At 69.4% G+C, this 25,608-nt stretch carries 22 protein-coding genes and 5 pseudogenes; 9 read left to right on the top strand and 18 right to left on the bottom strand.

The features are described from left to right. Positions 1 to 202 precede the first annotated feature (202 nt). The 4 genes from ACZ3X1_RS28875 to ACZ3X1_RS28860 all read right to left on the bottom strand — a co-directional run bounded on the left by ACZ3X1_RS28875 (position 203) and on the right by ACZ3X1_RS28860 (position 3,175). Positions 203 to 619, bottom strand: coding sequence for a lasso peptide biosynthesis B2 protein (locus ACZ3X1_RS28875; RefSeq protein WP_467281512.1), 417 nt, complete (start codon positions 617 to 619; stop codon positions 203 to 205). Positions 620 to 794: 175 nt separating this feature from the next. Next, on the bottom strand, positions 795 to 1,052 hold the full coding sequence (locus ACZ3X1_RS28870; RefSeq protein WP_467281511.1) for a lasso peptide biosynthesis PqqD family chaperone: 258 nt from the start codon (positions 1,050 to 1,052) through the stop codon (positions 795 to 797). Continuing rightward, positions 1,049 to 2,920: an asparagine synthase-related protein gene (locus ACZ3X1_RS28865; RefSeq protein ID WP_467281510.1), complete on the bottom strand. Its 1,872-nt coding sequence runs from the start codon at positions 2,918 to 2,920 to the stop codon at positions 1,049 to 1,051. The genes ACZ3X1_RS28870 and ACZ3X1_RS28865 overlap by 4 nt, the downstream gene beginning before the upstream one ends. A 147-nt stretch (positions 2,921 to 3,067) precedes the next feature. Continuing rightward, a complete protein-coding gene (locus ACZ3X1_RS28860) occupies positions 3,068 to 3,175 on the bottom strand; it encodes a keywimysin-related RiPP (RefSeq protein WP_344420958.1) in 108 nt (35 codons plus the stop codon). A gap of 494 nt (positions 3,176 to 3,669) precedes the next feature. On the opposite strand from ACZ3X1_RS28860, the pseudogene ACZ3X1_RS28855 reads away from it, so the two are divergent. Further along, positions 3,670 to 4,017, top strand: a pseudogene (locus ACZ3X1_RS28855) (transposase); the annotation flags it as partial. A gap of 231 nt (positions 4,018 to 4,248) precedes the next feature. Beyond that, a complete protein-coding gene (locus tag ACZ3X1_RS28850; protein ID WP_467281509.1) occupies positions 4,249 to 5,394 on the top strand; it encodes an SMI1/KNR4 family protein in 1,146 nt (381 codons plus the stop codon). A gap of 73 nt (positions 5,395 to 5,467) precedes the next feature. Here ACZ3X1_RS28850 and ACZ3X1_RS28845 read toward each other — a convergent pair whose 3' ends face one another. Next, a complete protein-coding gene (locus ACZ3X1_RS28845) occupies positions 5,468 to 6,217 on the bottom strand; it encodes a transposase (protein WP_467281508.1) in 750 nt (249 codons plus the stop codon). A gap of 1,122 nt (positions 6,218 to 7,339) precedes the next feature. Between ACZ3X1_RS28845 and ACZ3X1_RS28840 the strand changes: the two are divergent. Further along, positions 7,340 to 7,558: pseudogene (locus ACZ3X1_RS28840) on the top strand (IS110 family transposase); the annotation flags it as partial. Between the two features lie 11 nt (positions 7,559 to 7,569). Here ACZ3X1_RS28840 and ACZ3X1_RS28835 read toward each other — a convergent pair. Continuing rightward, on the bottom strand, positions 7,570 to 7,899 hold the full coding sequence (locus tag ACZ3X1_RS28835; RefSeq protein WP_467281507.1) for a hypothetical protein: 330 nt from the start codon (positions 7,897 to 7,899) through the stop codon (positions 7,570 to 7,572). Positions 7,900 to 8,331: 432 nt separating this feature from the next. Further along, positions 8,332 to 8,784: a hypothetical protein gene (locus tag ACZ3X1_RS28830; protein WP_467281506.1), complete on the bottom strand. Its 453-nt coding sequence runs from the start codon at positions 8,782 to 8,784 to the stop codon at positions 8,332 to 8,334. Between the two features lie 162 nt (positions 8,785 to 8,946). On the opposite strand from ACZ3X1_RS28830, the gene ACZ3X1_RS28825 reads away from it, so the two are divergent. Further along, entirely contained in the window at positions 8,947 to 9,477 is a 531-nt protein-coding gene (locus ACZ3X1_RS28825) for a DUF4158 domain-containing protein (protein WP_467281505.1), read from the top strand. A gap of 407 nt (positions 9,478 to 9,884) precedes the next feature. Here ACZ3X1_RS28825 and ACZ3X1_RS28820 read toward each other — a convergent pair. Further along, positions 9,885 to 10,365 (bottom strand): annotated as a pseudogene (locus ACZ3X1_RS28820) (IS5 family transposase); the annotation flags it as partial. Between the two features lie 1,156 nt (positions 10,366 to 11,521). On the opposite strand from ACZ3X1_RS28820, the gene ACZ3X1_RS28815 reads away from it, so the two are divergent. Together ACZ3X1_RS28815 and ACZ3X1_RS28810 are read left to right on the top strand one after the other, a co-directional pair. Continuing rightward, positions 11,522 to 11,944 carry a transposase gene (locus ACZ3X1_RS28815; protein ID WP_467281504.1) on the top strand — a complete coding sequence of 141 codons (423 nt, stop codon included), beginning with the start codon at positions 11,522 to 11,524 and terminating at the stop codon, positions 11,942 to 11,944. Positions 11,945 to 12,116: 172 nt separating this feature from the next. Then, positions 12,117 to 12,406: pseudogene (locus ACZ3X1_RS28810) on the top strand (Tn3 family transposase); the annotation flags it as partial. Here ACZ3X1_RS28810 and ACZ3X1_RS28805 read toward each other — a convergent pair. Next, on the bottom strand, positions 12,386 to 12,634 hold the full coding sequence (locus ACZ3X1_RS28805) for a hypothetical protein (RefSeq protein ID WP_467281562.1): 249 nt from the start codon (positions 12,632 to 12,634) through the stop codon (positions 12,386 to 12,388). The pseudogene ACZ3X1_RS28810 and the gene ACZ3X1_RS28805 overlap by 21 nt on opposite strands. A gap of 25 nt (positions 12,635 to 12,659) precedes the next feature. Further along, complete coding sequence (locus tag ACZ3X1_RS28800; RefSeq protein WP_467281503.1) at positions 12,660 to 13,352, bottom strand: aspartyl/asparaginyl beta-hydroxylase domain-containing protein; 693 nt, start codon at positions 13,350 to 13,352, stop codon at positions 12,660 to 12,662. 225 nt (positions 13,353 to 13,577) lie between these two features. Here ACZ3X1_RS28800 and ACZ3X1_RS28795 point away from each other — a divergent pair, with 225 nt between their 5' ends. After that, positions 13,578 to 14,066: a hypothetical protein gene (locus ACZ3X1_RS28795; RefSeq protein ID WP_467281502.1), complete on the top strand. Its 489-nt coding sequence runs from the start codon at positions 13,578 to 13,580 to the stop codon at positions 14,064 to 14,066. 119 nt (positions 14,067 to 14,185) lie between these two features. Here ACZ3X1_RS28795 and ACZ3X1_RS28790 read toward each other — a convergent pair. From ACZ3X1_RS28790 to ACZ3X1_RS28765, 6 genes and pseudogenes are all read right to left on the bottom strand, one after another. Continuing rightward, a pseudogene (locus tag ACZ3X1_RS28790) lies at positions 14,186 to 14,422 on the bottom strand (M15 family metallopeptidase); the annotation flags it as partial. 318 nt (positions 14,423 to 14,740) lie between these two features. Then, entirely contained in the window at positions 14,741 to 15,559 is an 819-nt protein-coding gene (locus ACZ3X1_RS28785; protein WP_467281501.1) for a PIG-L deacetylase family protein, read from the bottom strand. A 131-nt stretch (positions 15,560 to 15,690) separates the two neighbouring features. Further along, positions 15,691 to 18,072, bottom strand: coding sequence for a methyltransferase, FxLD system (fxlM, locus tag ACZ3X1_RS28780; RefSeq protein WP_467281500.1), 2,382 nt, complete (start codon positions 18,070 to 18,072; stop codon positions 15,691 to 15,693). Positions 18,073 to 18,116: 44 nt separating this feature from the next. Then, entirely contained in the window at positions 18,117 to 19,496 is a 1,380-nt protein-coding gene (locus tag ACZ3X1_RS28775; RefSeq protein ID WP_467281499.1) for a phosphotransferase, read from the bottom strand. Between the two features lie 100 nt (positions 19,497 to 19,596). Then, positions 19,597 to 20,511, bottom strand: coding sequence for an NUDIX hydrolase (locus ACZ3X1_RS28770; RefSeq protein ID WP_467281498.1), 915 nt, complete (start codon positions 20,509 to 20,511; stop codon positions 19,597 to 19,599). Between the two features lie 863 nt (positions 20,512 to 21,374). Next, positions 21,375 to 21,938: a thymidylate synthase gene (locus tag ACZ3X1_RS28765; protein WP_467281497.1), complete on the bottom strand. Its 564-nt coding sequence runs from the start codon at positions 21,936 to 21,938 to the stop codon at positions 21,375 to 21,377. 597 nt (positions 21,939 to 22,535) lie between these two features. Here ACZ3X1_RS28765 and ACZ3X1_RS28760 point away from each other — a divergent pair. Next, complete coding sequence (locus tag ACZ3X1_RS28760; RefSeq protein WP_467281496.1) at positions 22,536 to 23,057, top strand: SRPBCC family protein; 522 nt, start codon at positions 22,536 to 22,538, stop codon at positions 23,055 to 23,057. A gap of 342 nt (positions 23,058 to 23,399) precedes the next feature. On the opposite strand, the gene ACZ3X1_RS28755 is transcribed toward ACZ3X1_RS28760, so the two are convergent. Next, positions 23,400 to 23,690 carry a hypothetical protein gene (locus ACZ3X1_RS28755; RefSeq protein ID WP_467281495.1) on the bottom strand — a complete coding sequence of 97 codons (291 nt, stop codon included), beginning with the start codon at positions 23,688 to 23,690 and terminating at the stop codon, positions 23,400 to 23,402. 59 nt (positions 23,691 to 23,749) lie between these two features. Further along, positions 23,750 to 24,760 carry a hypothetical protein gene (locus tag ACZ3X1_RS28750; RefSeq protein WP_467281494.1) on the bottom strand — a complete coding sequence of 337 codons (1,011 nt, stop codon included), beginning with the start codon at positions 24,758 to 24,760 and terminating at the stop codon, positions 23,750 to 23,752. Between the two features lie 115 nt (positions 24,761 to 24,875). Here ACZ3X1_RS28750 and ACZ3X1_RS28745 point away from each other — a divergent pair, with 115 nt between their 5' ends. Continuing rightward, positions 24,876 to 25,517 carry a TetR/AcrR family transcriptional regulator gene (locus ACZ3X1_RS28745; RefSeq protein ID WP_467281493.1) on the top strand — a complete coding sequence of 214 codons (642 nt, stop codon included), beginning with the start codon at positions 24,876 to 24,878 and terminating at the stop codon, positions 25,515 to 25,517. Positions 25,518 to 25,608 lie beyond the last annotated feature (91 nt).

Raw genomic sequence — 25,608 nt, 5'->3', positions numbered from 1 at the left:
CGAGCCAGGGTCGAGTCCGCTCGCCGCGTACGGCGCTCCCGGGTTGTGTGCCGCCTGCCGGCGCAGAGCCGCTCGGCCCGGGCTTCGGCAGCCCGGGGGGCCCCTCCCCGACCGGTGGTGACTGTGTGCGGCGGTCCGGCGGCCCTGGCGCGGGCGGACGGAGGGGAGGCTCCGCGAAGTGCGGGGAGGAGGGCACCTGCGTTCAGTCCACCGTGAAGAACCGCTGGAAGTAGTCGGCCGGGGCTCCTTCGCCGACGAGGACCCCCTCGGCCTCCACCCAGGCGTGCGCGGCGAACGGCGGCCGGGTGCGCACGCCGACGCACCAGGTCGGCCACTGACCGCGCAGGCGGCACAGCAGTACGGTGGCCAGCGACCGGGCAAGGCAGCCCTGCTGCCCTCCGGCGGCCAGGCTGACGGCCATGACGGTGTCGCGGGCACGAGCGGCCTCGGCGAGCGTCGCCGGCCGGGCGCCCTTGCGCAGCCGCCGCAGTACGTCGCGGATACCGGCCGGGGACCGGCGTGCGAGGACGTGGGCGCAGACGACGACCAGCCGGGTCACCAGCCGGCGGCGGAGCGGAACCGACCGGGGGTCGTACGGGACGACTTGCGAGGTGGACACTGCTCTACCCTTCGGACACGACGACGAATGCGGGCCGGACGCGATGACGGAACACGAGCCGGGGCACTGGCCGGACACGATGACGGCCACGGGCGGGAGCCGGGCCGGGCGGCTCCGGCGAGAACCCCGACCGGTGCCCGAGGCCGACGGGGCGCGTGCCGGGAGGTGGCAGGCCTCACCCCGTCAGCAGGCGGGCCTCGCGCAACTCCTCCAGAATGCGGACGATGTCCTCCTCCACCTGCTCGGCGGCCACCTCGTACTGGTCGGTGAGCGCGGTCACCGCCTGGTGGGTGGTGGTGCCGTCGAGCAGGGCGCGCACGATGACAGCGGCAGTGGGGTTCAGGGTGTAGTACTCGCCGCTGCTCTGGTCGAGCAGGGCCATCCCGTACTCGGTGTCGGCCGTCACCACGCCGGGGCGCAGGGTCATCGTCATGCGGGCATGCCTCCTGTGTCGGTTTGGAGCCGGCCCCTTCGGCCGGCGGAAGTCTCCCGGGAACGCAGCCAGACCTCGCAGCCGACGGTGGCGTGCAGCAGCGCGCTCTCCAGGTCGGCGGCGAGTGGCCGGCGGCACCACGCACGGACGGCCTCCACATCGATGAGTCCCAGGCCGTGCAGGCGCGCGTCGTCCCACAGGGCGAGCAAGGAGGAGCGGTGCCTGCGCAGCCCGGTTTCCTCCTCGAAGGCCGCGTGGGCCTTGGTGGTGCGCCGACGGCTGGCGTCGGGTACGACGCCCCGCATGGCCTCCTCGATCAGCGGCTTGTACCGCCAGGGGGTCACGCGCTCCTGGGGACGGACCGCGAGTGCCGCCTCGACCAGCAGGTCGTCGTAGTAGGGGGAGGCGAAGGTGATGCCCAGGGGCTCGGACATCTGCTGTACGTGCCGGGCGAAGCGGGCGAGGGTGCGCATCGTGGCCAGCTCGCGGTGCACACCGTGTCCGCTGCCGAGCGGCTCCGCCTCCGAGGCCTGCGTACGGATGAGGTCCCGCACGGCCTCGACGGCCCGGCCGGTGGCCCAGGGGGGCAGCCGTGGCGGGATGCCCCATTCGAAGAGGGGTACGGACAGGGGCGGTTGGGGCAGCGTGAGGTCGCGGGCCACCTGGTCCAGCCAGGCCCCGTAGGAGCGGCCGTCGAGCAACTGCCGCAGTGCCGTCCGACGGGACCACCGGTGCCTCGTGACGAAGCCGCGGGTGTGCCGCCAGCCCGTACGAGGATGCCGGCGCAGCAGGCCGTGAACATGGGCGCTGGCGCCGCTGAAGAGTTCGTCCCCGCCCATCCCGCTCAAGTGCAGGGTGGAGCCGCGCTCTGCGGCCCGCTCGATGATGTACATGCGCCGGTGGCGGTTGACGGAGTACAACGACGGGGTGTCGAGCGCGTCGTCGAGTTCGTGGACGCCGTCGAAGGTGAGGGGGACGGCGGTGGCGGGCACCACGTGGTGTTCCAGCGAGTCGAGCGCCTCTGCCGTGCGCTGCGCGTAGGTGACGTCGTCGCCGAGGAGGTCGTGGACGGCGGCGGTGTAGGCGACGATCTTCGATCCTTGGCGGGCCGCGGTGCAGACCACCGCGGTGGAATCGACCCCGCCCAGATCGGCGGTGACCGGCGCGCCGTCCGCGGCGCGTACGGCGACCGCGTCGGCCAGCCTGTCGCGGACCAGCCGGGCGCCTTCGGCCAGCGACAGCTCGGCCGCCGGCGGCGACCAGTGCCGACTCGTTCGGGCGTGCCCGTCGCGATCGAGCGTCAGGCGGTGGTCGCCGGGCACCACGTCGACGCCGCGCCACACCGTCTGTGCCGTCAGGGGGTGCAGGATCCCGGGGCTGAGGAGGTGGACGGCCAGTCGGCCCTCGTCCAGCTCTGCGTCGACCAGGTCGGCCAGGACGTCGGCGCGGTCGGCCACGACGCGTGCGCCGCCCGCGCCACGGGCCGACGCCACGAAGAGGCTGCGTACACCGGTGACGGTGCCGAGGGCCAGGATTTCACCGTCGAAGCTGGCGAGCAGGTGGTGACTGCCGGGCCAGGTCCGGGCGAGCCGCTCGGCCGCTCCGGGGGATCCGGCGCCGGCGGCGCGCGCCGCCTCCCGCTCGGTCACCGCGTGCTGTCCCAGCACGCACAACCGGGTCCGTCCGCAGACCGCCGTCGTCACGCTGTCCTCCGGCCAGCACCCCAACAGCCAGGGCCGGCCAGAGGCATGCGTGATCTGCCGTACCGCACGTGTGCGAACCGGTGCGGCCAGGGCCGCGACGGCGTCGGTGTCCGGAAGGACCAGGAACCAACTCGCCCCGGTGGGCAGTGACGTACCGGTCGCCATGCACAGACCCCTCTTGGTCGTTGCGGTCTCAGCAGCTGTGGCGGGGACGAGCGTGGGCGGCGTGGCACGCCGCCCACGCTTCCCGACCCGACGTGCCCAGGACGTACCGTCGGTGCTCAGGTCGCCCGGGGCCGATGGGCGGAAGGATCAAAGCAGGCTGTGGCCGCCCAGGAGGTCGGGGCTGCCCTTGCCGGCCAGTCCGGTGACCTTCTGGAAGTCGCCGACCTTGGTGAGAGTGGGACGCTCGTAGGCCATCGTCATACCCTTTCGTCGTGGGATGAACAGCACTGGTGCTGTTTCCGTCGGTGAGTCGGCGACCCGGCCCGATCGAGCGGGGCGCCGGCGACGCAGTGCACAAAGCTAGGTGCCTGAATTACCTCGGGCAACGGCGCACACAAGCCATTCCGCAGGACACTTCCGCAGCATTCCGTGCCTGTTTCACCTGCGTATTGCACAAGTCACCCGAGCGGCGGTCATAGTCGTGCGCAGGCGGGGTATGAGCGGTGCCGTTTTCAGTTGGCGCGCGCATTTCGAGTCACGTGCGGCGGGCAGCGGCGGCGCAGTTTCCGGCCGTCCCCCCTGGCCTGACGTGCGGTCACGGATCAGGGAGGCGTGTCTGGACGAAGCCGATCCGGCCAACCCGCCCCCGCCGTCCTGGAATGCGCACTTGCGTGTGTCAGGCTCGCAGAAGGGTGGCCGCACGATAAGCGCCGCGCCGAGTGGCATGATGCCGAGGCGCTCGCCGCGCCTCCTGGCGCGACTACCGGGATCTGCTGATCGCAGCCCACCAGCAGCTCGGCGGCCCGATCGTGCTTGTCTGGGACAACCTCAATGTCCACAAGGCCGCCGACCTGCGAAAATTTACCCAAGGCCGGGACTGGCTGACCATCTACTACTTGCCGCCTTACGCGCCCGGCCTCCACCCCGTCGAGGGAATCTGTTCCCTCCTGCGACGCGGCTGGCTCTCCAACGTCGCCTTCAGCACCCTCGAACACCTCATCCAGCGCATCCGACGCGGCCTCCGACACATCCAGTACCGCAGCGACCTCCTAGACGGCTGCCTCGCCGAGACCGGCCTGACCATCAGACCCAGATGAGCAACGACACAGCTGTCCTGTCTCATTGAGCTTCTTCGAGTTGGCCACCGATCGGGTGATTACGACTGAGCGCTTCGGTGTCGAGTGGGCGGCTGCAGCGTCCGGTGCCAGCAGCTTGGTGAGCCGGAACAAGGGGCCGCTCGAAGCTTGCCGGCCTGAACGCCAACCCGGCGGCAAGGCCGGTGAGCGACGGTCAAGCTGTTGTCAGCCGCTGGTTCTAAGGTCGGCCCTATGACATCAGACCTGGTCCATGACTCATGGGCTCGCATCGACACGTGGCTGCGCGAGCACGCGCCCCGCACGTTTGCCACGCTTCGGCCGCCTGCAGGCGGCGAGGAGATCGCAGCAGCGCAACAGGAACTGGGGGTCACCTTTCCTCCGGACCTGGTCGCTTCACTCCTCTGGCACAACGGGGCGCTGGAGGGACCTGAGGCTTTCCGCTTCAGCACAGGCGACCGGCTGCTCGGGGTGAGCGGAATCCTCGGGGACACCGGGTTCATGCGCGGCATCGACCAGGGCCTCGACGGGGAGACCGAGGGCTACTGGCTTCACGATTACGTGAAGTTCGGTTCTTGCGACGTGACGTCGGACGGTCTTCTGATGGATTGCCGTACCGGGCGGGACTCCTTCGGTGTGATCGGACGGTTCTTCGACGAGAGCGGGACCAGTTTCGGGCAGGCCGACTCGCTAGGTGAGTATCTGGCCGAACTGGCCGGCACGCTTGAGCGCGGCCAGGACGCCGGTGTCATCACCTTCAACGGCCGGCTGTTCTGGGAGGCGCGTCCGCCTGCCAGGCCGCAGTACAGTGCCGACGAGCCCCTTCCCGCACCGGATGAGCAGCTGCCGGAGCTGGACCTGTCCTACCGTCCCACCGACCTCCTCCACGTGAGCCACCTGGACGGGCATGAGGAACTCGGTGCGCTGATCGCAGTCCTGCCGTATGAGCAGGTGGTCGACGCCGCGCGGAAGCAGCTGCGCAGACTGGCGGTCGAAACGGGTCTGAACAACTACCCGGAGGTCAAGACAGCCCTGGACGCGTGGGAGTGCGGTATGGCCCTGCCGCAGCCTGACCAGACCGGCCCGCTCGCCTTGCGACTCCGCGCGGTGCTCGCACAGGCCGACACCGGCCGAGACCACACGCGCAGGTGGGCCGCGGAGAAGATAGCCCTCGGGATCTGGGGGTCCCCGTACAGGTCCGTGTGCGAGAGCGCGGAGACCCGGAGTCACTTCACTCTCGACTGGCGTGCGGATCTGCATGCGGACCTGGGCAATCAGCCCCTGCCACCGATACCTGACGACCGATTCTGGGGGGCGCTGCGCAACCCCGCCATCGACTCCAGTTGGTACGCGGCCCAGTACAGCCAAGATCAGGACTGACCCCAGGGGTTTCGGTTCCGCGTGAGCGCTTCATGTGGCGGTTATCGCCAGACGAAGCGCTCACTAAGGATCTTCAGCGCTGCCGCTCCAGCGTGAGGATGGCCTTGACGATTGACGTCATGCGGTTGGGGCTGCACCGGGACCTGCGGAAGATCCGCCAGGACTTCAGGCTCGCGACACCGCGTTCAACGGGCGCTCGGGCTGCGGCCAGCGCCCGGTTGAGGGTCTTCTCGGTGGGCGTGAGTTCCTGGAGTGGCTTGCGTTTGATGCCGGTCGTCAGCCACAGTCCTGCGCCTTGGTAGGCGAGATCGGCCAGAATGGGAACGCCCTGGCGCTCGCAGATCCGGATGATCCGGTGGGTGCGGGCGGCGGTCAGGTCGTGTGTGCGGCCCGGCAGGGCGGGCGAGAGCCACAGCAGCCGGCCGCCCGGGTCGGTGACGACCTGCACGTTCACTCCGTGGCGCCGGTGTTTGTGGGAGTAGTCGGTCCGGCCGTCGCCGACCCGGTCGCACTCGGCGAGGGTTCCGTCGAGCAGGGTGAAGTCGGGATCGTGCTCGCGCAGCGTCTTGAGTAGACCCGGTGCTCGTTCGGCGAGCAGGTCGACGACCGCGCGGGTGTATGCGGGGGCGGTGGATTCGCTGAGCCCGAACCCGGCGGCGATCTTCGCCAGAGTGGTGTGCTCTCGCAGGTACATCAGTGCCACCATCGCCCGCTGGGACGGACGGAGCTTGCAGCGCCGGTCGCCCTCACGAGTGACAACCAGCATGGCGACCCACGCCACGAGCGCATGCGGCAGGTCAAGTGCGGCAGGATGGATGACCAACGAGGCCCCCCGAGCAACGCGATTGAGACGTCAGACATCTCGATCAACAGCTCGGGGGCCTCGTTCGTTGCGCTTCGCGACCATCACCGGATCGGTGGCCAACTCGAAGAAGCTCATTGAAGGTTGCAGGTTGCCCAATCTCACCCAAGATTGGCCGCTGCCCGCCCTTCCGATCAGCGCAGGCGCGCAAGTCGCAACAGGGCCTCGTTGCGGACCTCTGGGTCTGCATCCGACGTCAGCGTTCGGAGTTGCGTGATCAGCTCGACGTTGCCCTCTCCGGTCGCCCAGCGTGGGTCACAGTCGAGTTCCGCAGCGAGCTGGTCAGCCGTCCCCTCGTCAGACGCCATTGCACGGGCCGCGAGCACGGCACGTAGGCCGGCCAGATCCCTCCGAGCCAACAGAGCCGCAGCAGTATCGGAGGTCACTCCGGTGTCCTGAGCGTCTAGAAGGAGACGGTGCAGCACACCGGCGACACTCTCAATCCGAGGCGCCGCCGCCAGCCGTCGCCCTGCAGCTGCCCTGACGCACCAGGCCGGAGAGTCGGCTTCAGCGATCAAGTGGCGAAGTCCTTGCTCTGTGAAGTCTTCCACGGCACCAGGCTCCCAGCCGGATATCTCGATCAAGCTTCGTTGCGACAACATCGCAGCAGTCAATCTTCGGCGAGAGCGGTCCTCCTTCGCTGAGACAGGACCAACGACACCACGAGTTCAACCTCAGTAGCTGTCTGAAGCGTTCACCCATCCCGTCGACGCGGGGGTCCGCTGATCCCCTCATCCGCGCGGATGGTCCCCGAAGCCCCGGCGGCGTTCGTGGGGCATGCCCTGCTCCGTTCTCCGCGCCGACGCGGGGGTGAACCGGACACCGTCACCGCAGCGCTCACGGAGCTGAGGCCCTCCCCGCCGACACGGGGCTGAACTCAGCCGTCACGCGCACTCAGTGACGGGGCTCGCCGCGCCTGCGCCGGCCGAGTGCGGCGAAGCGGGCTGCGGCAGGACCACCGCTGCTCCCGACTGCCAGGCGCACTCTGCTCGGGCCCGGAGCCCGGCGGCCTCTTCCGGCTGTGGCCCGGTACTGAGTTCCCGCAGTGCGTGAGTCTGCCGCGCGGCCAGAAGGGCTCACGAATATCTCTGGGCTTTCGCGTCCCTGACGGCCTCCATGGGAGCCAAAGCCCACTACCGGCGCCGACGCGACGAACACTCCGACTGGCACGCCGCCGCCCAGCGCAATCTCTTCAACCGGTTGCTCGGCCAGCTCTACCACTGCCTCAAGAACCGCCGACTGTTCGAGGAATTCGCCGCTTTCCCGCCTTCGGGTGAACCACTTGGTACGGCGGCCGCATAGGACGGGACCGATCAAGCCGGAGGTGTCACCCAGGGAGCCAGACGTTCCCCGACTCCCAGCTTCTCGCGCCAGTATCGGAAGACGGTTCCCTGGACGATGTCGAGCTGCCCGGCCGCGACCAGGCCAGAGGCGAGATTCGGCCCGCCCGCATCGGCCTCGAAGGCAATCAACACGGGAGGCGTCTCACCGACCTGCCCGGCAACGAGCCGGACCTCGTCAGGCGTCGGCGCACGGAACACCGGGTCCTGGAAGGCGGCCGGGCACGTGACGAAGACCGGATCGCTGAACACAAGCTCCAGGTTATGGGCATACGAGATGTCGTGCCCGGCGCCCAGACGCAACCGCCCAGGGTCCCAGGCGACAATGTCCCAATCCCACCAGGACCCTTCGGGAAGCTCGATCAGGCCGCGTTGCCCGCCCTGAACCGCGCCGTCAATCGGGGATCACCACACCAAGCTCACACAGCTGCGGAAGGCAGACCTTCAGGCACGCCTCCAGGGAGACAGCTTCGGACAAGGGCGTCAACCTGTTCCTACTTCTCACCGAGATTTCGCGGCGGCCGGCCTGCGGTCGTTCTCAGACCCTATCGACAGGCGTTCCTGCTTCTGACCTACGCAGCCAGTCTGGCTGTTCATGAGAACGAGGTTCTGGCACAGATCTTGGGGTGTGGTCACAGACCGTGACAGTGTCGTTCGATGGGAAACGGGTACTTGACTGCAACGTGGTCACCAAGTCGCGGTCGTCGAGCGCCTACGGCGCCATGTGCCCCTGCACTATTCGGGGTGAAGAACGCAGTGGATCCCGGTCAGGCTTACGCTCAGCTCGCGAGCTCCCAGGGCGACGCGTTCGTCAGGATCCTGCGCCAGCTCCTCGCAGAGCCGCACCGCGTCGTCGCGGTCGCTGGCGTAGATGGCAAATGCATCGCGGACCGCGGTGTGGATCCAATCGCCATGGTTCGGGCTGGCGACTGCCAGCGCGGACGCGACAATCAGCAGTCCGGCCCTGTCCTGCCTTCGAAGCAGGGCTTCTGTGGTCACCCGTGTGACAAAGCTGTCTTCGCGGTCGAGCACCAGCTCCAGCAGCAGATCGAGAGTCTCCTCCATCTCTGCAAAGCTCGCCAGACCGCGACCGGCGTCCGCCCGGTCCCCAGAGTCGCTGCTTCGCCCAAGCTCGCCGAGCGCCACGACAGCAGCACGCCGCAGGGCACTGTTCACCAGCTTGTCCACCCCTCCGCCAATTTCGGCAAAAGTAGCACCACGGTCCCCCGCGGCCGATCGGGGCCTCCACGGCGACTGCCCACCACCAGTGACGGCCCGGGGCTGTCGTTTCCCGCCTCCGATCGTCTCGTTGAGCTGAACGAGTGATCGCGGTGGGGTGGAGGAGCGCGGGTGCGGCAGGACTGGGAGCCGGAGGACTTCATCGAGGTCTGGACGCTGCTCGAAGACGACATGAAGCGGGTGCGGAACAAGTCCGGGGCAACCCGGCTCGAGTTCGCGTTGTTGCTGAAGCTCTTCGAGGTGGAGGCTCGCTTCCCGGAGTCGGCCAAGGAGGTGCCAGCCGCCGCGGTGGAATACGTCGCTCAGCAGGTGAAGGTGCTGGCCGAGGCGTGGGGTGCCTACGACTGGCAGGGTGACAGGATCAAGCGGCACCGCAAGGAGATTCTGGCGGCGTACGGGTTCTGGGCGAACACCGAGGAGGACCAGGACCGGCTGGCCGCGTGGCTGGCGATCGAGTTGTGTCCGGTGGAGCTGTCCCGACGAGCTCTGCTGGAGTCGCTCCGCAGCCTGGGCGGGGGTGTCGTAGTAGCCAGGCCCTGCCAGCAGGACCGAGCTGAAGTAGTAGCCCTGTTCTTCTTCCGGCTCATCGTCGGCTGCGAACGGACGCCAGAAGCTCAGCAGCAAGTCCGGGGCGATGAATGAAGCATCGTCGTCAGGATCTTCCTCGATCGAGGTGAGCTCACCGACGCGCTGGACAACCTCGCGGGCCGGAAGCGCGAACACGTCCACACCCTGGAACAACACTCGATCCGTCTGGGACGAGGGCCTTCCCAGCTCGATAGCTTCGAGCATGTCGCGCATGCAATGGACGCTGATTATCAGCCCGCTGGGACGGAACACGTGTTGTCCCGGCCGGTCGGACTCCGAGATCGCAGAAGGATCGCGGAGCGAGTCCAACGCGGTATTGGCCGCGTGTCGAGTCATACCGATCCGCAACGGGCCAACGCCTTTTGGTGGGGCGAGGTGGAAGTCCATGGGGGCATGATCCCAAACAGGTCTGTCAGCGAGTGACGAAGGGCCATCCAGTCCCGGCAGGTTGCAGACCACCGCGGCAGGAGCTGGGTGACGTCATGCCGGTTCCCGCCGGTCAGCGTCACGGCGAGCGGCGTTCCGTGGCGGTCGACGATCAGATGGTGCTTGGGGCCGGGGCCGGGGCGGTCGACGGGCGAGGGGCCGACGTGATCCCCCTTTGAGGGCCCGGACGTGCGACCCGTCCACGGAGCAGTCGTCCAGGTTCAGCAGGTCGACGCGGCGAAGCTCGGACAGCAGGGTGGCCTGCGGGCGCGGCCAGACACCGGCCTTGGTCCAGTCCTGCAGCCGGCGCCAGGCCGATACTCCGGAGCAGCCCATGGTCTCGGCGGGAACATCGCGCCACGCGACACCGGTCCGCAACACGTACATGACGCCGGCGAGTGCTGCCCGGTCGGGAATACGCAGCCGCCCGGGATAACGGCGGCGCCGTTCGGGAGCGGGCCGCAACAGCGGGGCCACCCGCTCCCACAGGTCGTCAGCAACAAGATCAGCACGCACCTCGGACACCTTGCCGACCAAGATCGCCGAGCACAAGACCCGCGACTCAAGTCATTCTGAAACGATCAGTAAGGCCTCTCCTGTGCAAACACCCCTCAATGGACCACTCACGCTCGACCGATGGGATTACTTGCTTAGCGCGCGCGCCTTTCATACCGGCGCAATATGCCAGCCCATGATGCCGGAAGGAGGCGCGCAGGCCTCCCCGACTCCACCGGCGAACGAACGTTGTACCACCAGGAAGGAAGGCATTTCATGCTCGAGAGCAGAACGAGGGCCGGTCTTGGCCCGCTTCCGAAGAGCAGAATGGCCACCGGCGGCGCGATGGCATCACTGGCTCTGGTGATGCTGGGCCTCGCCAGCCCGGCCCTGGCTGCTGGGCCCACCCACCGGATGGCAGGGGAGGCGAGCCTGTCGTCCACGGCCGACCGGTGCGACCGGTACCCGAAGGGCGACAGCTCGATCCTCACCGGAGAGAGCGGCGGAGACAAGTGCAAGGGCAAGCCCGGACCGCCCGGACCTCCCGGACCGGTCGGGCCTCCCGGAGCAACGGGTGCAACAGGTGCCACGGGCGCAACTGGTGCAACTGGTGCAACTGGTGCGGGTGGGGTTCTCACCACCGTCCAGGTCGAGGGAACACCGGTAACAGTTACGTCCGGCGCCGAGTTCACAGCCACCGCGACGTGCCCCGCAGGAAGTGTCATCACAGGCGGCGGGTACGTTGTTACATCAGCGGAGGGTGGTATCGACTTCGATGTGCGAGAGGATCAGAGGGGCCCGGGCAACTCATGGCAAGTCACCATCGAGCTCGCAGGGGATTTCGAGGAGAGTTTCACCTTCCACGCCGTCGCGGAATGCGCCACATTGAGCTGATCCTGCCGGCAGAAGCTGTCGGAGGGGAACAAGCTGGGCCATGGACCGTCAAGGACAGACGGAGGTTCAGACGGTTGCACCCAGCAACGCCATGGCCTTCGATGCTCGCCAATTGCCTGGATCCAGCGGCGACGCCGAGCCATCGCGGCAGGTCAGTCCGCCATGGCGCTCAAAACACATGAGCAAAGGTGTTAGAGCTCGTGACACGTGAAGTGCCCTGGTCGCCCGTGACCGGTGTGATGATTCGGCCGTTCGGGAAGGTGCGAGTACTCGGCCTTGGATCGTGGACGATGACTTGTGGGCGCTGATCGAGCCGCCGCTCCCGCCGTGGCCGGAGAGGTCGCCAGGGCCGCGTCCGGTGCCCGACCGGCTGTGTCTGCAGGGCATCTTGTACGTCCTGCACAACGACAAGGCATGGCAACCCCTGCCGCTGGAGCTGGGCTTCGGCTCCGGGCAGACCTGCTGGCGAAGACTCGAGCGGTGGCAACAGGCCGGGATCTTTGACCAGCTGCACCGGATCCTGCTCGCCGAGCTGAAAGCGGCTGGCCAGCTCAACTGGTCGAGGGCGTGCGTGGACGGCTCCCACATCCGCGCGAAAAGGGGGGGGAGCCGACACCACGGGAGTGGAGGCACCGAAAGCCCCCGACCACGACGGGTAGGGGTTCGGTGTGGGTGGTGTGCGCGACGTGGGGGACGGCGAGGCTGATGGCGTGGTGGGCGTCGGCGAGTTGGTCGGGCTGCACTGCCGTCCCGGTTGAGCCCGGCCACACCTTGACGTACTTCTCGGCGTCCGGCCACACCATGCGGTGCGAGCGGGCCTGCATGAACTCCACCGCGGTGACGAACGGGCCGGACGCGGTGCCGTCGGTGTGGACCGTGTGTGGGAGGCCGTCCACATCATCGAGGGCCTGCTGAAGAACACATCCGAGGTGAAGCCGACCACCGTGCACGCCGACACCCAGGGCCAGTCCCAGCCGGGTGTTCGCGCTCGCCCGCCTGCTGGGCTTCAACCTGATGCCCAGGATCAGGAACTGGAAGGGCAAGACCTTACTACCGGCCGTCGAAGCAGACGGAGTACGTGCACATCGACGCCCTGTTCGGCGAGGCGGGCAAGAACTCAATCGACTTCGACCTGATCGAGTCCCAGTTACGCCACCTGATACGCGTGGCCGGTGGAGTAGCGGCGGTTGGTCGCCCACTGCTCGGGCGTCGTGCCGGTCCCGGTCTCGGTGCGGGCGGTGAGGCGGGGGTAGGCCCAGTCGGAGCGGAAGCCGGTGAGGTTCTCGTGGTGGAACAGCTCGAAGGACACGTCGCGGTCGTGGCCGGTGTAGTTGACGGCGGATCCGACGATGATCTCGCGCAGGCAGGTGAAGTCGTCGTGGCTGTGCAGGGGCATGGGTGAGGTTCCTTCGTCTCGTAGGTCAGGCCGTGGCGGCGGTGAGGGTGCGGTGGGTGAAGGTGCGGCCGTGTCGGGCGTGCAGGACGGCTCCGCCATCCGGGGTGGGGGCGAGGGTGCGGGCCTCGCTCCAGGCGTTGAACCGCCACTCCCCCGGGCCGGCGGGCAGCAGCGTGAAGGTCCGTTCGGCGGTGGTGAGCGTGACGTGGTCGTCGGCGTGGTCGAGGCAGGCGGCTGCCAGGTCACCGTCGAGGGGGCGGTCGTGGCTGAAGTCATTGAAGCCGGCGGGGAGGTGGAGGGTGCGCGGCATCCCGGCGGGGGTGGTCCGGTCCAGCGGGGTGGGGTGGTTGATCAGGGCGTCGGCGGCGGCCAGCTGCTCCTGCCAGGCCGGCGGAAACAGCGCGGCGAGCTCGCTGGTGAACAGGATGTCGATGACGGCGTGTACGCGGGTGGTGGTGCCGAGGTTGCGGACGGCGTGCTCGCGGGAGAAGTCCCCGTACCAGAACTCTCCGGGCTGCCAGGTGTGCTTGGTGCCGTCGAGGTAGAGGACGGCGTCGGGATTCGTGGCCAGGGGGATGTGGAGGCGGGCGCAGCCGCGGACGAGGCTGTACTTGGGGTCGCAGTGCCGCTCGCCGACCGCGTTCGGCCCGAGGGCCATGAGGCGGGCAGCGTTCATCGGGGCCGGGATGCCGGCGAGGACCTGGGCGAGGTAGGGCATGCCGTCCAGCCAGCCGGTGGGGCCGTAGGCCCGGGCCGCCGGGGTCGGTGCGGGCAGGGTCGCCGTTCGGGGCGATCAGCGGCAGGACCCGCCGACACCATCGGGCTGGAGAGCCGCACGGACCTGCAGGACCGCACGGGCCTGGGCCTGAGCACCCTCGCACTCCTGTGGAAAGAACGGGAAACCAACCAGCACCCCGAGCCCGAGAAGACCATCGGCAACACCATGTACTGGAACCCCGCAACCTGGGACACCTGGTACCAGAGCTACAAAGCCAACCAGCAATGGCGCACCACCGTCGATCACAGCGGAAACGCCAACGACCTCATCTCGCTGGCCGAAGCCGCCCGGGTCCTCGGCATGGAACCCACCAACATCACGAAATACCCCGTGAGACCGCCCAAATACTGGCCGGCACCGGCCGAGGAAACGACCACCCCCAAGGGCTTCATCAAACGAAAGTACCGGCGCGGCGACATCTGGACCTACGCCGAACGCCGCGAACGCGGAGGCGGCCGCCCCGCCGGGCCCAAAACGGACCGCCGCTACCCCTACGACGGCGACCCCCGCCTCGACCAGGCCCGCACCGTGCTCAAGGCCAACCCCGAAACCCCCGCAACACACCTGGCCGGCCAACTCGCCCAAGAACACGGCGGCACCGCAGGCACCTGGTCCCACATCATCCGCAGCGCACAACAACACCCCGAGAACTGACCCGCGACAACCAGCTGGGGTGCTTACGCCGTAAACACCCCTCTGCTCCTGACCCCTTCTCACCAGCAGGCCCGCCCCGGCCTCAGCCAAAGAAACAGGCGCCCGCCAAGGGCCACGGTCCGCAGCTTGGGCGGGCGGTACCCCTGGATGAACAGAAGGCGAAGGCCCTCGGGCAGAAGCGACTGGGCGTACAGGAGCCGGTCGAGGACTCCTTGCCGGAGATGGGCGAAGGTGCCCGCCGGGTCGGCCCTGCGGTCGTCGACCAACAAGGTTCCGCGGACGTCGACGAGCGGCTCGCCGCACTCCGCGACGGGGATGGCGGCGACGCGGCGGTCGGACATCACGACGATATCCATCTATGCCTCCAGGGCCCATGCACTGACGTACGCGGCCGTGCCGGGGTGGCGGGCCCGCATCAGACGGACAGCGGGACCTCCAGAGATGCGTGTCTCGTGCCGACATGAGCACAGATGCGGATCGTCCGGGATGCCCTTCCACCTTGTACACGATGTTCCCGCACTGGCAGCGCCCGGTCCTCAGCGCAACGGCTGGACCGTTGGCGGCCGGGGTCGCGTCCGGCTGAGGCGCCGGTCGAGGTCGGATCGGTCGTCTGGCCGGATGGGTGGGACGAACTGGGCATGGATTTCCTTGTCCATGTCATCGGGTGGGCGAGGTCACTGGTTGGGACTGGTCAGACGCGACGGGACTTCACCGTGGCCGGTCAGACCGCCGGTGAGCGCGGAAGCGACGGGGCCGCCGGTCGGGAGGCTGAAGCGGGTGAAGTACTCGGTGGCCAGAATGCGGTTCCGCCTCTCCGTATCGACGCGGGACAGCAGCGCCGGCAGCGGTCGCTCGCCTTCAAGCTGGCTGCTGTGGGAGCAGATCGCAGCCCACTTGCGGTCGAGCCATTCCGTCACGTTCACGGCGGCGGTCACGTACTCGTCCGGCACGGCCAGCAGGGTCTTGCCGACCCCGCGCAGCAGCGGCCCGAGGTCGCCGATACCGGACTGAGGATGGGTGGCCGCGTAGAGCGCGCGGGGCTGCCACGGCTCGCCGGCCTCCGGATGAAGGCGTGCGATTCCGGCCGCCTCCACAGCGAGCAGAGTCACCTGGTGGGTGCGCCAGTGATCCGGGTGCCCGGTCAGCTGGCCGAGCGCGTCATGAGTGACGACGATGTCGGGGCGGACCTGCCGAATGTGCGCGACCAACTGGGCGACGGCGTCGTCCAGGGGCACGTCGCACCAGCGGAGTCGGCCGGGCGCCGACGATCCGTTGCGGGCGTCACCGTATCCGAGCATCCGTGGCGCACCCGCGCCGAGGACATCCAGCGCTGCCGCGAGTTCGGCGGCCCGACGGCTGTCCGGGGCCCAGGTGGCGGTGACCACCGCCGTTTGGGCCCCGGCGGCGGCGTGCTGGGCGAGCACCCCGCCAGCGAGAAGGGACTCGTCATCCGGGTGAGCGAAGACGGCGAGCAGACTGGGCAACACGGGCATCTCCCGGGACGGTGGTCTTGTCCGCCCGGACAGGGGCAGAGGATGGACGGGGTCCTGCTGTTCGGTCATAGGCGCCGGTCAGGCCGTCCTCGCCCGCTTGCCCGCCGCCGGCGCGCTGTTCAGCCAGATGATCACGCCTCTCCCGTAGCCGCGGCGATGGCGTCGGTTTGCCGAGTGGGGCCCGGAAGCTGCCCGTTGCGGTGGCCCGGCCACCGGAACACCAGGCGGCAGTGCTCCTTGTCCAGGACGTCCCCGTCGGGCAGCACATCGTCGGGCGTGCCGGCAGGGTGGGCGGTCAGGATCGGATCAGCGTGCTTGCTGTTGTCATCGGTGCGTACGTGGCGGTCCCAGGCCCGCAGTGTGGCCGCCAACTGCTCGGCGAGCCGCGGGCCCTGCTCACCGAAGGCATGGACGAACCACTCCCACTTCTTGTCCTCGGGGCGCTCGCCGTACCGGGTCTGGACGTGCATCAGGTAGGCAAGCGAGCCGTCGCCGAGGATCGCCGGCGTGTCACGGTCCTTCGCAACGCCGGTGACGCCCGTGTCCGTGTCCTGGTGCGCGACCAGCCGGCAAAAAGTGGGCAGGGTGGTGGCCGCATACAGCTGCAGGGAGCCGAAATAGGCGCCCGCCCCCATGGTCACGCCGGTGGCGAGTTCGTGTCGAGGCCCACGCAGCGCCTCCTCCAGGCCCGCCGTCGGGGCGGCGATGCCGTTTTCGAAGCGGAGCGTCAGCTCACCGTCGAGGAAGCCGGCGACCGGGACGGTGGGGGCATGCTGCCCTTGGTCACGGACGAAGCCGCAGTACGTGAAGTGGCGGGCGTGCAGCACCTGGCCGCGCCGCTCGAAGGCGATCGCCCGGGTGTAGCCGCCGATCTCCAGCGGCAGGACCAGGCGTCCGCCCTCGGTCAGCTGCTCCCGCCAGGCGGGGGCGATGTCCCAGCAGTTGTAGGTGATCACGCTGCCGTCGAAGCCGCCGCGCGGCACGAGGTGTGCAGGTGCTCCGAGGGCCGCGTCAGCCTCGACGACGGTGACGCGTCCGCTGCCGGCCTCCGTGGTGAACCGGCGGGAGCGGCGCACGACCCACGGGTCGATGTCGACGGTGACCACGCGCCCCTCGGTTCCGGCGACGTGGGCGATCAGTTCGGCGTTGTAGCCGCCGGACCCGGCCTCGAACACGATCGCGCCCGGCTGAAGATGCAGGCTTTCGATCATGTCGGCCTGGAGCCAGGCCGCGGATACCGAGCTGATCGCCGCTCCGGTCTCGTCGCGCCGGGTGATCACGGCCCGGTCGCCGCCGTCGTACGCGGTCGCGAGGTTCACTTCCGGGGCGCAGCGGTGGCGGGGCACGGTCCGCAGGGCCTCTTGGACCTGTTCGGATGGGGCCCAGCCGCCGTCGATGACCGTCTCGGCCATCTCGTGGCGGAGCCGGGCGGCTTCGGCTGGCTCGCCGGGCACGGGCGGCTGGTCGACGGCGAGGGGGTAGGCGTGGACGGCCGGCAGGTCGGGGATGACCCCGGGCCAGATGGCGTCCAGCGCCTGCGCGGCAGGGGTGAAGACATCGCCGACGCAAGACAGGGCGTGCAGGTCATGCCACTCCCACCGGTCGAACAACTTCGGCTCTTGGTTGGTGAGGGTTCCCGACCATGCGGTGATACGGACAACGGCCGTGAGCCGGGGCACGCCGTGGCTGTCGTCGACGAGCATCGTGACCACATACGCGTCCGAGGCCAAAGCCGTCAGGCCGGTCTCCTCGCCGAGTTCGCGGACCGCAGCCGCGGCGAAGTCCTCCGGTCCGGAGGTCTTGCCGCCGGGCAGCTCCCACATGCCCCGACGCGAGCGGCCGAGTAGGACCCGCCCAGCCGCGTCGGTGACGATCGCGAGGGCTCCGGTCACGGCGTGACCAGTGGGTGGTTGCCGCCTCTCGACCGCGGCGGTGTCCTTGTGGCAGGAGCCGCGCAGAACAAGGACGGCGAGCTCGTCCGCTTCCAGCCGTACGACCTGCTTCCATCCGGCGGTGAGCAGGCCGATCTCGTCCTCGTCGAGGGCGATGTCACGCCGCTCCTCGGGGGTGTGCTCGGCCACCGGAGTGATGACCACGAGCGCGCCGCCCGGCCGCAGCCGCTCGCCGAGGGCGTGCAGGACGCGGCTGCGGTCGCGCAGGAAGGGATACATCAGGCGCAGGCTGATCAGGTCATATCCCTCCTGGTGCAGCTCTGCCGGGTCGTCGTTCTCGATGTCCAGCTGTAGCCAGCGCGCTCCCTCCACTTCCGGGTGTTCCTCGCGGGCCCGGGCGATCGCGCTGCCGGCGAAGTCGACGGCGTCCACCGCGTAGCCGAGAGACGCGAGGTAGGCGGCCAGTTCGCCGGTGCCGCATCCGACGTCGAGCGCCCGCCCGCCGCCTTCGGGGACGGGCGTGTGCTCGGCGAACACAGCCCGCTCGGCGTCACCGAGCTGCCGGAAGTTCTTCCCGTCGGCGTAGTGCTGCTGCCACTCCTCGCGAGCGGTGTACCCCACGGTGCTGCTCCTCAACTGGTCGGGTGCGGTGGATAAGGCGGTGTTCACGGGTGGCTTGTTGCGCGGAGGCGCGCCAGGGTGCGGTGGCCGCGTTCGACGAGCTCCGGATCGCCGTGGGCGGCGCCGTACTGGATGCCGGAGAGGGCGTCCAGGGCGTCCAGGACGGCCAGGTGCTCCCCCTCGGCCGGGGTGAGCGGGCGGCCGTAGCCGTCCATGACGGCCTCGTAAAGGTCCGGCCGGCCCGCCCAGGCGTCGGACAGGCGCACGAAGTCCCGTACGGCCGGGCCGTCTTCGCTGCGCTCGAAGTCGATGACGTAAAGGCTTCCGCTGGCCTCGTCCCAGCGCAGATTGCGCAGTTGGAAGTCGCCATGTGTGGGCCCCGCCTCCAGGGGAGGCAGCCCCGCGGCTTTCACCACCATCGCCCGGATGAACTCCTCGTCTCCGGGGGCGAGGTGAGGGCGAGCGGCGTCGAGGTGACGCTCCCACTTCCCCAGGGGCAAGGTGTCGCCGGTTGCCGGCCGGGCAGGTGCGCTGTGGTGGATGGCTGCCGCGAGCCGGCCGATGCGGTGGAAGATCCGCCGCTGTTCTGCCGGTGGGTGGACGGCGCCGTGCGGGGAGCGGCCCGGTACCGAGGTGATGACGACGGCCCTCAGCGCCTCGTCGGCGGCCACCAGGCGGGGCGCGGCCACGCCCAGGCCGGGGACCCAGGTGCGGTACGCGGACACCTCCCGCTGGTGGAAGCGATCGTTCTGGTGGACCTTGACGAACCACACCCCATCCTCGGCGCCGACGGCACGCCACACCTGGCTGCCCTCCCGCGCCCAGGACACGTCCCTCCAGTCGGCGATGCGACCGACGGCCCGCTCGGTGAACTCCCGCAGCCGGGCACCCGGCCCGGCCGTACCGGCTGCGGGGACGGGCCGGCGCCGGTCGAGGTCGGGGTCGTAGGCGATCGGATCGCCGGGCTGCTGGAAGTGCACGGCCATCGCTTGGCCGGCCCGGTAGGTGTCCAGCCCTGCACGGCAGTACGCGACTATCGGTTCCGGCAGCGCGTCGAGCCCGAACCAGTCCATCGCGTCGCAGACGGTCGTCTCCCGAACGGCGGGGGTGCCCTGCCAGGTGCGTACTTCGAAGAACATCCCGGTCCGGGACATGCCACCAGGGCTGCGGTGGTGGACGGTGACCGCGAAGCGGACCTCGGCCGGTTCGATGACGACGCCGGTCTCCTCGTACGCCTCGCGGATCAGTGCGCCGACGACATCCTCGTGCGGGCCATCGAGGTGTCCAGAGGGCAGATGCCACAGGCCCGAGGCGTAGACGTTCCCAGCCCGGCGGGACAGCAGGACCTCCGGGCCGGCGGCGCCGTCACGGCGCAGGATCAGGTGGACGTCGACCGGCTCTCGGTGCCGCCGCTCGCCGCTCACGACGCCGCTCCTGGCCGACGGGCCAGCAGGACGGTGAACAAGGCGTCTTCAGGGCCGACGGACCGTTTGTCGGGGCGATCGGGCACTGGTGGTTCGACGTTCACGCCCATCCCATCTCGGAGTAGGAGCGGCCGGAGCGGATGCCGTGGATGGCCGCACGGGTGTAGGGCACCATCGGCTCCGGCAGGTCGTCGAGCGGCCACCACTCCCAGCCGACGCACAGGTCCGGTTCCCGTACTTCCGGCTCTCCGCACCACGTCGTGGCTCGGAAGAAGAGCTGGATGCGGGGCTCGGCATCGGCGTGGTCGAGAAGGTGGACGGTGTGCACCAGGTCCAAGTCCTCCGGCCTGATGACGAGGCCGGCCTCCTCGACCGCTTCCCTGACCAGGCACGACCGGACCGATTCCTGCTCGACGTGTCCGGCGAGCGCGTGCCAGTGTTCGGCGGCGTACGCGACGTCGGGATGGCGTAGTCCGAGCAGGGTGCGTCCGTCGCGCTCCAGGTAGAGGTGGGCACCGATCACGTTCTTCACGGCCCCCGCACCGCCCTGTGATGCCCCGGCTCGCTGCTCGGGTACCGGCGCGATCGCGCAGGAGGGATTCTTGGCGTGGTGGGCGAGGATCGCCTCGTACGCCCAGGGGCACATGGAGAGGTGGGCCATGGTGTCCACGTCGAACCAGCGGAACATGATGCCTTCGGTGACCGGCAGCCGGTCGGCGTCGCCGTCCCACCTGCCTTCGTAGACCTGGATCCGGCCCTCGGTGACGTGGGGGCCCGAGGCATCCACCGTGGTAAAGAGCGTTAGGTCGGGGATGGCGAGGTCGGCCTCCTCGCGGAGTTCGCGGACGATCGCCTCGTCCGGCGTCTCCTGCCCTTCGGGGCCTCCTCCGATCAGCGACCATGTGCCCGGATCGCAGATCGGCTTGTTGGCATCCCGCAGGTGCAGCAGGTACTGCCCGCGGCTGTTGGTGAGGATCACGGCGGTGCTGGTGGCCGTGGCGGGATCAGTGTGCATGGCTGTCGCCTTTCTCCAAGAGCGGGTCAAACGGGCGAGGACTTGGCGCACCGTGGCACTGGCGGCGGCGCCATCGTGGACGGACCAGTACGCCTCTTCCATCCCCTCGGTCATGTCGCCGTCCTCCGGCCCGGTGGGCACAGCCGTCGGCGGCAGAGGCAGGGGGGGGCGGACCGCGGCCCGGGAACGCTGATGGGCGCTGCATCGGTGGGCTCGCTCATGCCGCCCACCTCGTGCCCGGTCGTGCCGAGCGGCGCGTACGAACGTCAAGCCCCTGCGGGCGGAGTAGCAGCGCCTGGCTGTCGATACGCCAAGACATCCCGATGATGCGGTGCGGCACCTTTGGCACTTGGGCGCAGCGCTTGCGGAAGGAGGCTTGAGCGAGGGAGTTAGCGGAGTAGTGCCCCGTGCACTGGATCCTCGCTGGCAGCGGAGGAGAAACTTTGCCGTCCTGGTCAAACTCGCGTGTGCCTGCTGTGCTCAACTGTGGTCCCCCATCCCTGATCTGTGGGCCTTGTACGACGACATCGAGGTCAACGAGGGGGACTCCGATATCGAACACGCGGGTTTGAGCCGTTGCCGGAACCCCGAGATGGAGCGCTCGACCTCGCATGTAGGGTCCACGGATCCTTGTTCGGCCCGGACGCCCACCGATCGAGCGGTGGCCGACACGCCGATGTTGGGTACGCGTGTGACGCGTGGGTTTTCGGGCCCCCGCGCCCAGGGCTGCCGTGACGGACCGGCAACGCCTTTCTGCGGGCTCAAGGAGCAGCGGGGACCGGCCAGTCATCGGACCGGTTGGGAGTGTAGGAGCATGCTGGCCCTCGCGAGGTCGTCCGGTGTGTCGACCGCGAGACCGTCGTCTATGACAGGGCGTAGAAGAACGGGTCGTACGGCATGCCGATCCACACGTCCTGACCGCGCATGGTGGTCGACATGTGCAGGCGGCCGGCGCGCAAGTAGAAGCGAAAGCCCAGCGTGCATGGCCCGTCCTTGTGCCCGGCGGCGTCCAGAGCCGGGTCGTAGAGCTGGATCAGGGCCCGACGCGAGTCCGGGTCCTCCTTGAGAATCTCAACGACGTGGTGCAGCTGATCCACGTTGCCTGCCCACTTCCGCATCCGCGGCCCGTACGCACCACGCAGCACACCGTCGTCCGCGTACTGCCGGAGACGCGCCTTGTATTCGAAGATCCACGGGGCGTCCGAGCCGGATAGGTGCCAGACGTTCTTCGCTACCGCGAATGCCGGGTTGATGACACGCGCCGGCGGCGCGTACAGCAGACGGGCCCGCGGCTGGGTCAGCCGCATGTGGACGTCGAGGACCTCGCGGGTCGCCATGTCCCGCGGGCTGACCTTCTCGCCGCTCCTGGCCAGGGCGACCGCGCCGACGAAGAGCTCGGCGACGCTGTCGGCGGTCAGATGTGTCATCGGGCAGGAGCTCCTTCACCCTGCGGCCGTCCGGAGTCGGCCCCGCGGGCATCGTGATGGACATGGTGGAAGTGCAGGACATCGCCGTCGGCGCGCCGGGCGATGAGGCGGGCGATCTGGGCGGCGCTGCAACCCGGGCAATAGCGAGCTCGCACTTGCCCGTCAGACCGGATGGGCCCCGGGACAGGGGGCGTCCCGGGGCCGGTCGCGACACCGCAAGGGGAGGAGCGGTTGTGCATCTGACGCAACGACATGGATAGGCGATTCAGCAGCTGCCCGGGCCGCGTCCAACCCGTGCGCGCCGTCCCACGGTCCACTGCCCGGTGGTGGCCGGGGCGTGGCTACCGGGGCCGTCGGCGGAGAGGAAAGTGAGGCCGTCGGGGAGCTGATCGGTGGCGGTGACGCCGCGTCGTTCGGGCCACCCCCGACGGCCCGGGCGACCGCCGACATGGCCCCACAGGCCGGTCCGCCGGCGGCGACGAGGCGGACGGCGGCGGCGAAGAGCTGTCCTGGTCGAAGCGGGATGGTCGCGCCACGAAACAGAGAGTATCCTCCAATTTATTAGAGGGATGTCTCCAATAGTATGAGGGGGAGAACATGGGCGTCTACAACGTCCACGAGCGCCTGCTGGCCGCAACAGCCAGCGAGGTGGGCGCACTCATCGACACGCTTGCCAGCGGGGACGGCGATCGGCTCTGGCCCGGCCGCCACTGGTCCCCCATGGAGTTCGACCGCCCGCTGGGACCAGGCGCAGCGGGTGGTCACGGACCGGTCCGGTACACCGTGGCCGGCTACGTGCCGGGGCAGTGGATCCGCTTCGTGTTCACCGGCCCCAGCGGTTTCGACGGTTTCCACGAACTGGCCGTCCTGCCCGCGGGCCCGGACCACACGCGCCTGCACCACACCCTGACCATGTCCACCCGCGGCCCGGCTCGGATCACCTGGCCACTGGTCTTTCGCCCCATGCACGACGCCTGCATGGAGGACGCCTTGGACCGCGCCGAACTCGCCTGCACAGGCGCTGTCTTCCGCCCCGCCCGCTGGTCGTCCTACGTCCGCTTCCTCCACGCCCTGGCTTCCCGCGCCCTCCGCCGCGAAGACCCCGTCCCCACCGACTGAGAAGCGGTGCCGGCTGTCCGTCCGTTCACCCTCCCGTCTCTGGCGGACGGCGGCCCACCCTGGCTCAAAGCCGGAAACACCCGATGATCAGGGCGGCCACCTCGCCTCCCCGGGCCTTTGCCGAAGGCACGGCCGACGGCCTGGCGATTCCGAGGCCGGTCCCCCTGATTCGGTCCAGCCCACACTCTCCACCGCCCGGATGCCGATCAGGCACGCGGAGCAAGCGGGAGGGCCTGTTGTGCCGCCGCGCCACTGCTCCGTCGGACCGCGCCCCGACCGGCCTTGCGAGGCCCGGGCGTCGGTCGAGGCGGACCTGGTGGTGAACCTGGGTGCGAAGCGGGTTCAGGCCGGCGCGGTGCTCCAGGAGGGCGAGTACGGGGAGGTGCTGGAGCCGCCCGAGCCCGGCAGGTACCCGGTCCACAGCGCCCGCCGGGCTGGACCAGGCTCACCGGAGCAGTCACACACCATCACGCCGTCGGCGGACTCGGGGACCGAGGCGGTCGCCTCTTTGCGGAGGGACGCCGTCCAGGAGCGCACGACATCTCGTCGGCGCGCGGCGTCGCTGGAGGCCATCGCGGCCACCGCCCACGGCGGGCCGATGCCGAGCACTACCGGCAGCCCGTTCAACGCCATCGACCGGGCCCGGGCCCTCCACAACGAGCGGTTCGACCCTGAGCGGGGCCCTGCGCGGTTCAGGCGCCACGCAGCCGGCGCCGGGCCACGGCGAGCAGGGCCAGCACCGCCAGCAGCAGAGCGGCGTTGGCGGCGTACTTGGCGGCGTACGAGACATGGCCCAGGGGTTCGACCGCGAAGGAGAGACCCGCATTGACCAGCAGAGCGCTCCCGCCCACGGCCAGCGTGTGGACACGTGCCCATCCCTCCCGGGCCGACCACCACCACAGCATGCCCCCGAGGGAGGCCAGCACCAGCACGTCCGCGACGGCCCCCGTCCAGGTCGGTGGAATCAACTGGTGAGCCGCCAGCAGGATCACGGCGGTGCCCGCGACCGGCCACGGCGACGGCGCCCGCCCGGGCCGGGCCGCGCGGCGACGCGGCAGCACGAAGGCGGCCGACGCCAAGGCGAGCACCATCGCGGCTGTGGCACTCAACTGCCCAGGGGTGGCCATGAAGTGGCGGGTGTGCTCATGGAAGAAGACCAGGATCGCCAGGCCGTACAGCACGACCATGACGCCCACGCCTCCCCTGCCCAGCCAAGGCCGGTCGGCGAGCCGCGGAACGCAGGCCTCGACCACAGCGATGGGCGCGGCGAAGCTCCAGATCACATGGCCGGCGACGAAGTTCAGTACATGACTGACACTGATCCCCAGGGCGGGGAGGAGGGTGGGCAGCCTCTCCCGGTCCCAGGACGGGTCATCGACGAAGCCGGGGTTGAACAGGCTCTGGTCGACCAGGCCGGCTTGCACCAGGCCGCATGCCGCGCTCAGCAGCAGGATCGTCGGCCATCCGCGCCCGGCCCGGCGGGCGATCTCGCGGATCAGCACCGCGGCCGCGCCGTAGAGCGGTGCGAGCAGGAGCAGTCCGGACAGCAGTTCCAGCGGACGGCCGACGATCTGGTCGTATCCGATGAGGTACTCGGCGCAGACCGGGGACAGGACCAGCAGGCCTGTTGCCGACGGGAGCCCGCGTGTCGGCGAGCGCCTCGAAGTCGGGTCGGAGGCCGGGGCGGTCAGGGCAGGGGCCATGGGTGTTCCTTCCGTACCGAGCGGCGGATCAGTCGATCGAAATCATAAACCGAGTGCTCGATCTATTAATAGCGGTCGGCTAAGCTGTCGTCAGGACCCAGCCAGGAAGGACGCGATGAGGACGGTCGATCCGGCCAAGCACCAGGCACGGCGACAGCACATTCTGGGCGCCGCGGCCACCCTGTTCGCAAAGAAGGGCTACGAGCGCACCACGACCGCCGAGATCTGCAAGGCCGCGGGGGTGAGCGCGGGCGCCCTGTTCCACTACTTCCCCAACAAGCGGGCCATTTTCCTGGCGGTGGTCGAGGACGACGGCGACGGCAAGGCAGAGCGCCTGGCGCGGGCGCGGTCCGCCGACGACCCGTTGGAAGCGCTGCTGGAGCTCGTGGACTTCCTCGCCGCCCCGGCCGCGGAACCGCTCGCTCCCGCGCTGGTGATGGAGGCGATGGTCCAGGCGTACCGCGACGCCGACATCGAAGCACTGCTGAGCCGCGGCAACGCCGAAGAGCGCGCGACGATCGAGGCGCTGCTGGCGAAGGCGGCCGCTGCCGGCCGGATCGATCCGGGCCTGGAGCCGGGGCCCACCTCGACATGGGTCCTGACCTTGATCGCCTCGCTCTACACCAGCGCGGCCACGACCCCGGACTTCGACCCCGCCGAGCAGCTGTCCACCCTGCGCCTCATCCTGCGCCGGTTCCTGCGTGCACAGGCGCATCCCGCGGGTACTTCACCCACGAGCCCGTGCAGCGCGGACTGAGAATCGACTGCCTCCCTCATCTCCCGCGTGATGTTCATCCGAACGGCACCCGACGCGGCTCGACAACGGCATTCCCAAAGCCTGCGCCTCT

The sequence above is a fragment of the Streptomyces sp. NPDC023541 genome (assembly GCF_055559995.1).
Note: the sequence above shows the minus strand (reverse complement) of the source record. Positions and strands in the feature narration are given on the sequence as shown.

Excerpts from the sequence above, each read along its gene's own strand:
- ACZ3X1_RS28860 (WP_344420958.1), bottom strand. The coding sequence starts at position 3,175 with ATGGCCTACGAGCGTCCCACTCTCACCAAGGTCGGCGACTTCCAGAAG.
- ACZ3X1_RS28785 (WP_467281501.1), bottom strand. The coding sequence starts at position 15,559 with ATGCCCGTGTTGCCCAGTCTGCTCGCCGTCTTCGCTCACCCGGATGAC.
- ACZ3X1_RS28800 (WP_467281503.1), bottom strand. The coding sequence starts at position 13,352 with ATGCCCTACCTCGCCCAGGTCCTCGCCGGCATCCCGGCCCCGATGAAC.
- ACZ3X1_RS28865 (WP_467281510.1), bottom strand. The coding sequence starts at position 2,920 with ATGGCGACCGGTACGTCACTGCCCACCGGGGCGAGTTGGTTCCTGGTC.
- ACZ3X1_RS28770 (WP_467281498.1), bottom strand. The coding sequence starts at position 20,511 with ATGCACACTGATCCCGCCACGGCCACCAGCACCGCCGTGATCCTCACC.
- ACZ3X1_RS28850 (WP_467281509.1), top strand. The coding sequence starts at position 4,249 with ATGACATCAGACCTGGTCCATGACTCATGGGCTCGCATCGACACGTGG.
- ACZ3X1_RS28750 (WP_467281494.1), bottom strand. The coding sequence starts at position 24,760 with ATGGCCCCTGCCCTGACCGCCCCGGCCTCCGACCCGACTTCGAGGCGC.
- ACZ3X1_RS28755 (WP_467281495.1), bottom strand. The coding sequence starts at position 23,690 with ATGGCGTTGAACGGGCTGCCGGTAGTGCTCGGCATCGGCCCGCCGTGG.
- ACZ3X1_RS28745 (WP_467281493.1), top strand. The coding sequence starts at position 24,876 with ATGAGGACGGTCGATCCGGCCAAGCACCAGGCACGGCGACAGCACATT.
- ACZ3X1_RS28765 (WP_467281497.1), bottom strand. The coding sequence starts at position 21,938 with ATGACACATCTGACCGCCGACAGCGTCGCCGAGCTCTTCGTCGGCGCG.
- ACZ3X1_RS28795 (WP_467281502.1), top strand. The coding sequence starts at position 13,578 with ATGTACTGGAACCCCGCAACCTGGGACACCTGGTACCAGAGCTACAAA.
- ACZ3X1_RS28870 (WP_467281511.1), bottom strand. The coding sequence starts at position 1,052 with ATGACGATGACCCTGCGCCCCGGCGTGGTGACGGCCGACACCGAGTAC.
- ACZ3X1_RS28805 (WP_467281562.1), bottom strand. The coding sequence starts at position 12,634 with ATGCCCCTGCACAGCCACGACGACTTCACCTGCCTGCGCGAGATCATC.
- ACZ3X1_RS28760 (WP_467281496.1), top strand. The coding sequence starts at position 22,536 with ATGGGCGTCTACAACGTCCACGAGCGCCTGCTGGCCGCAACAGCCAGC.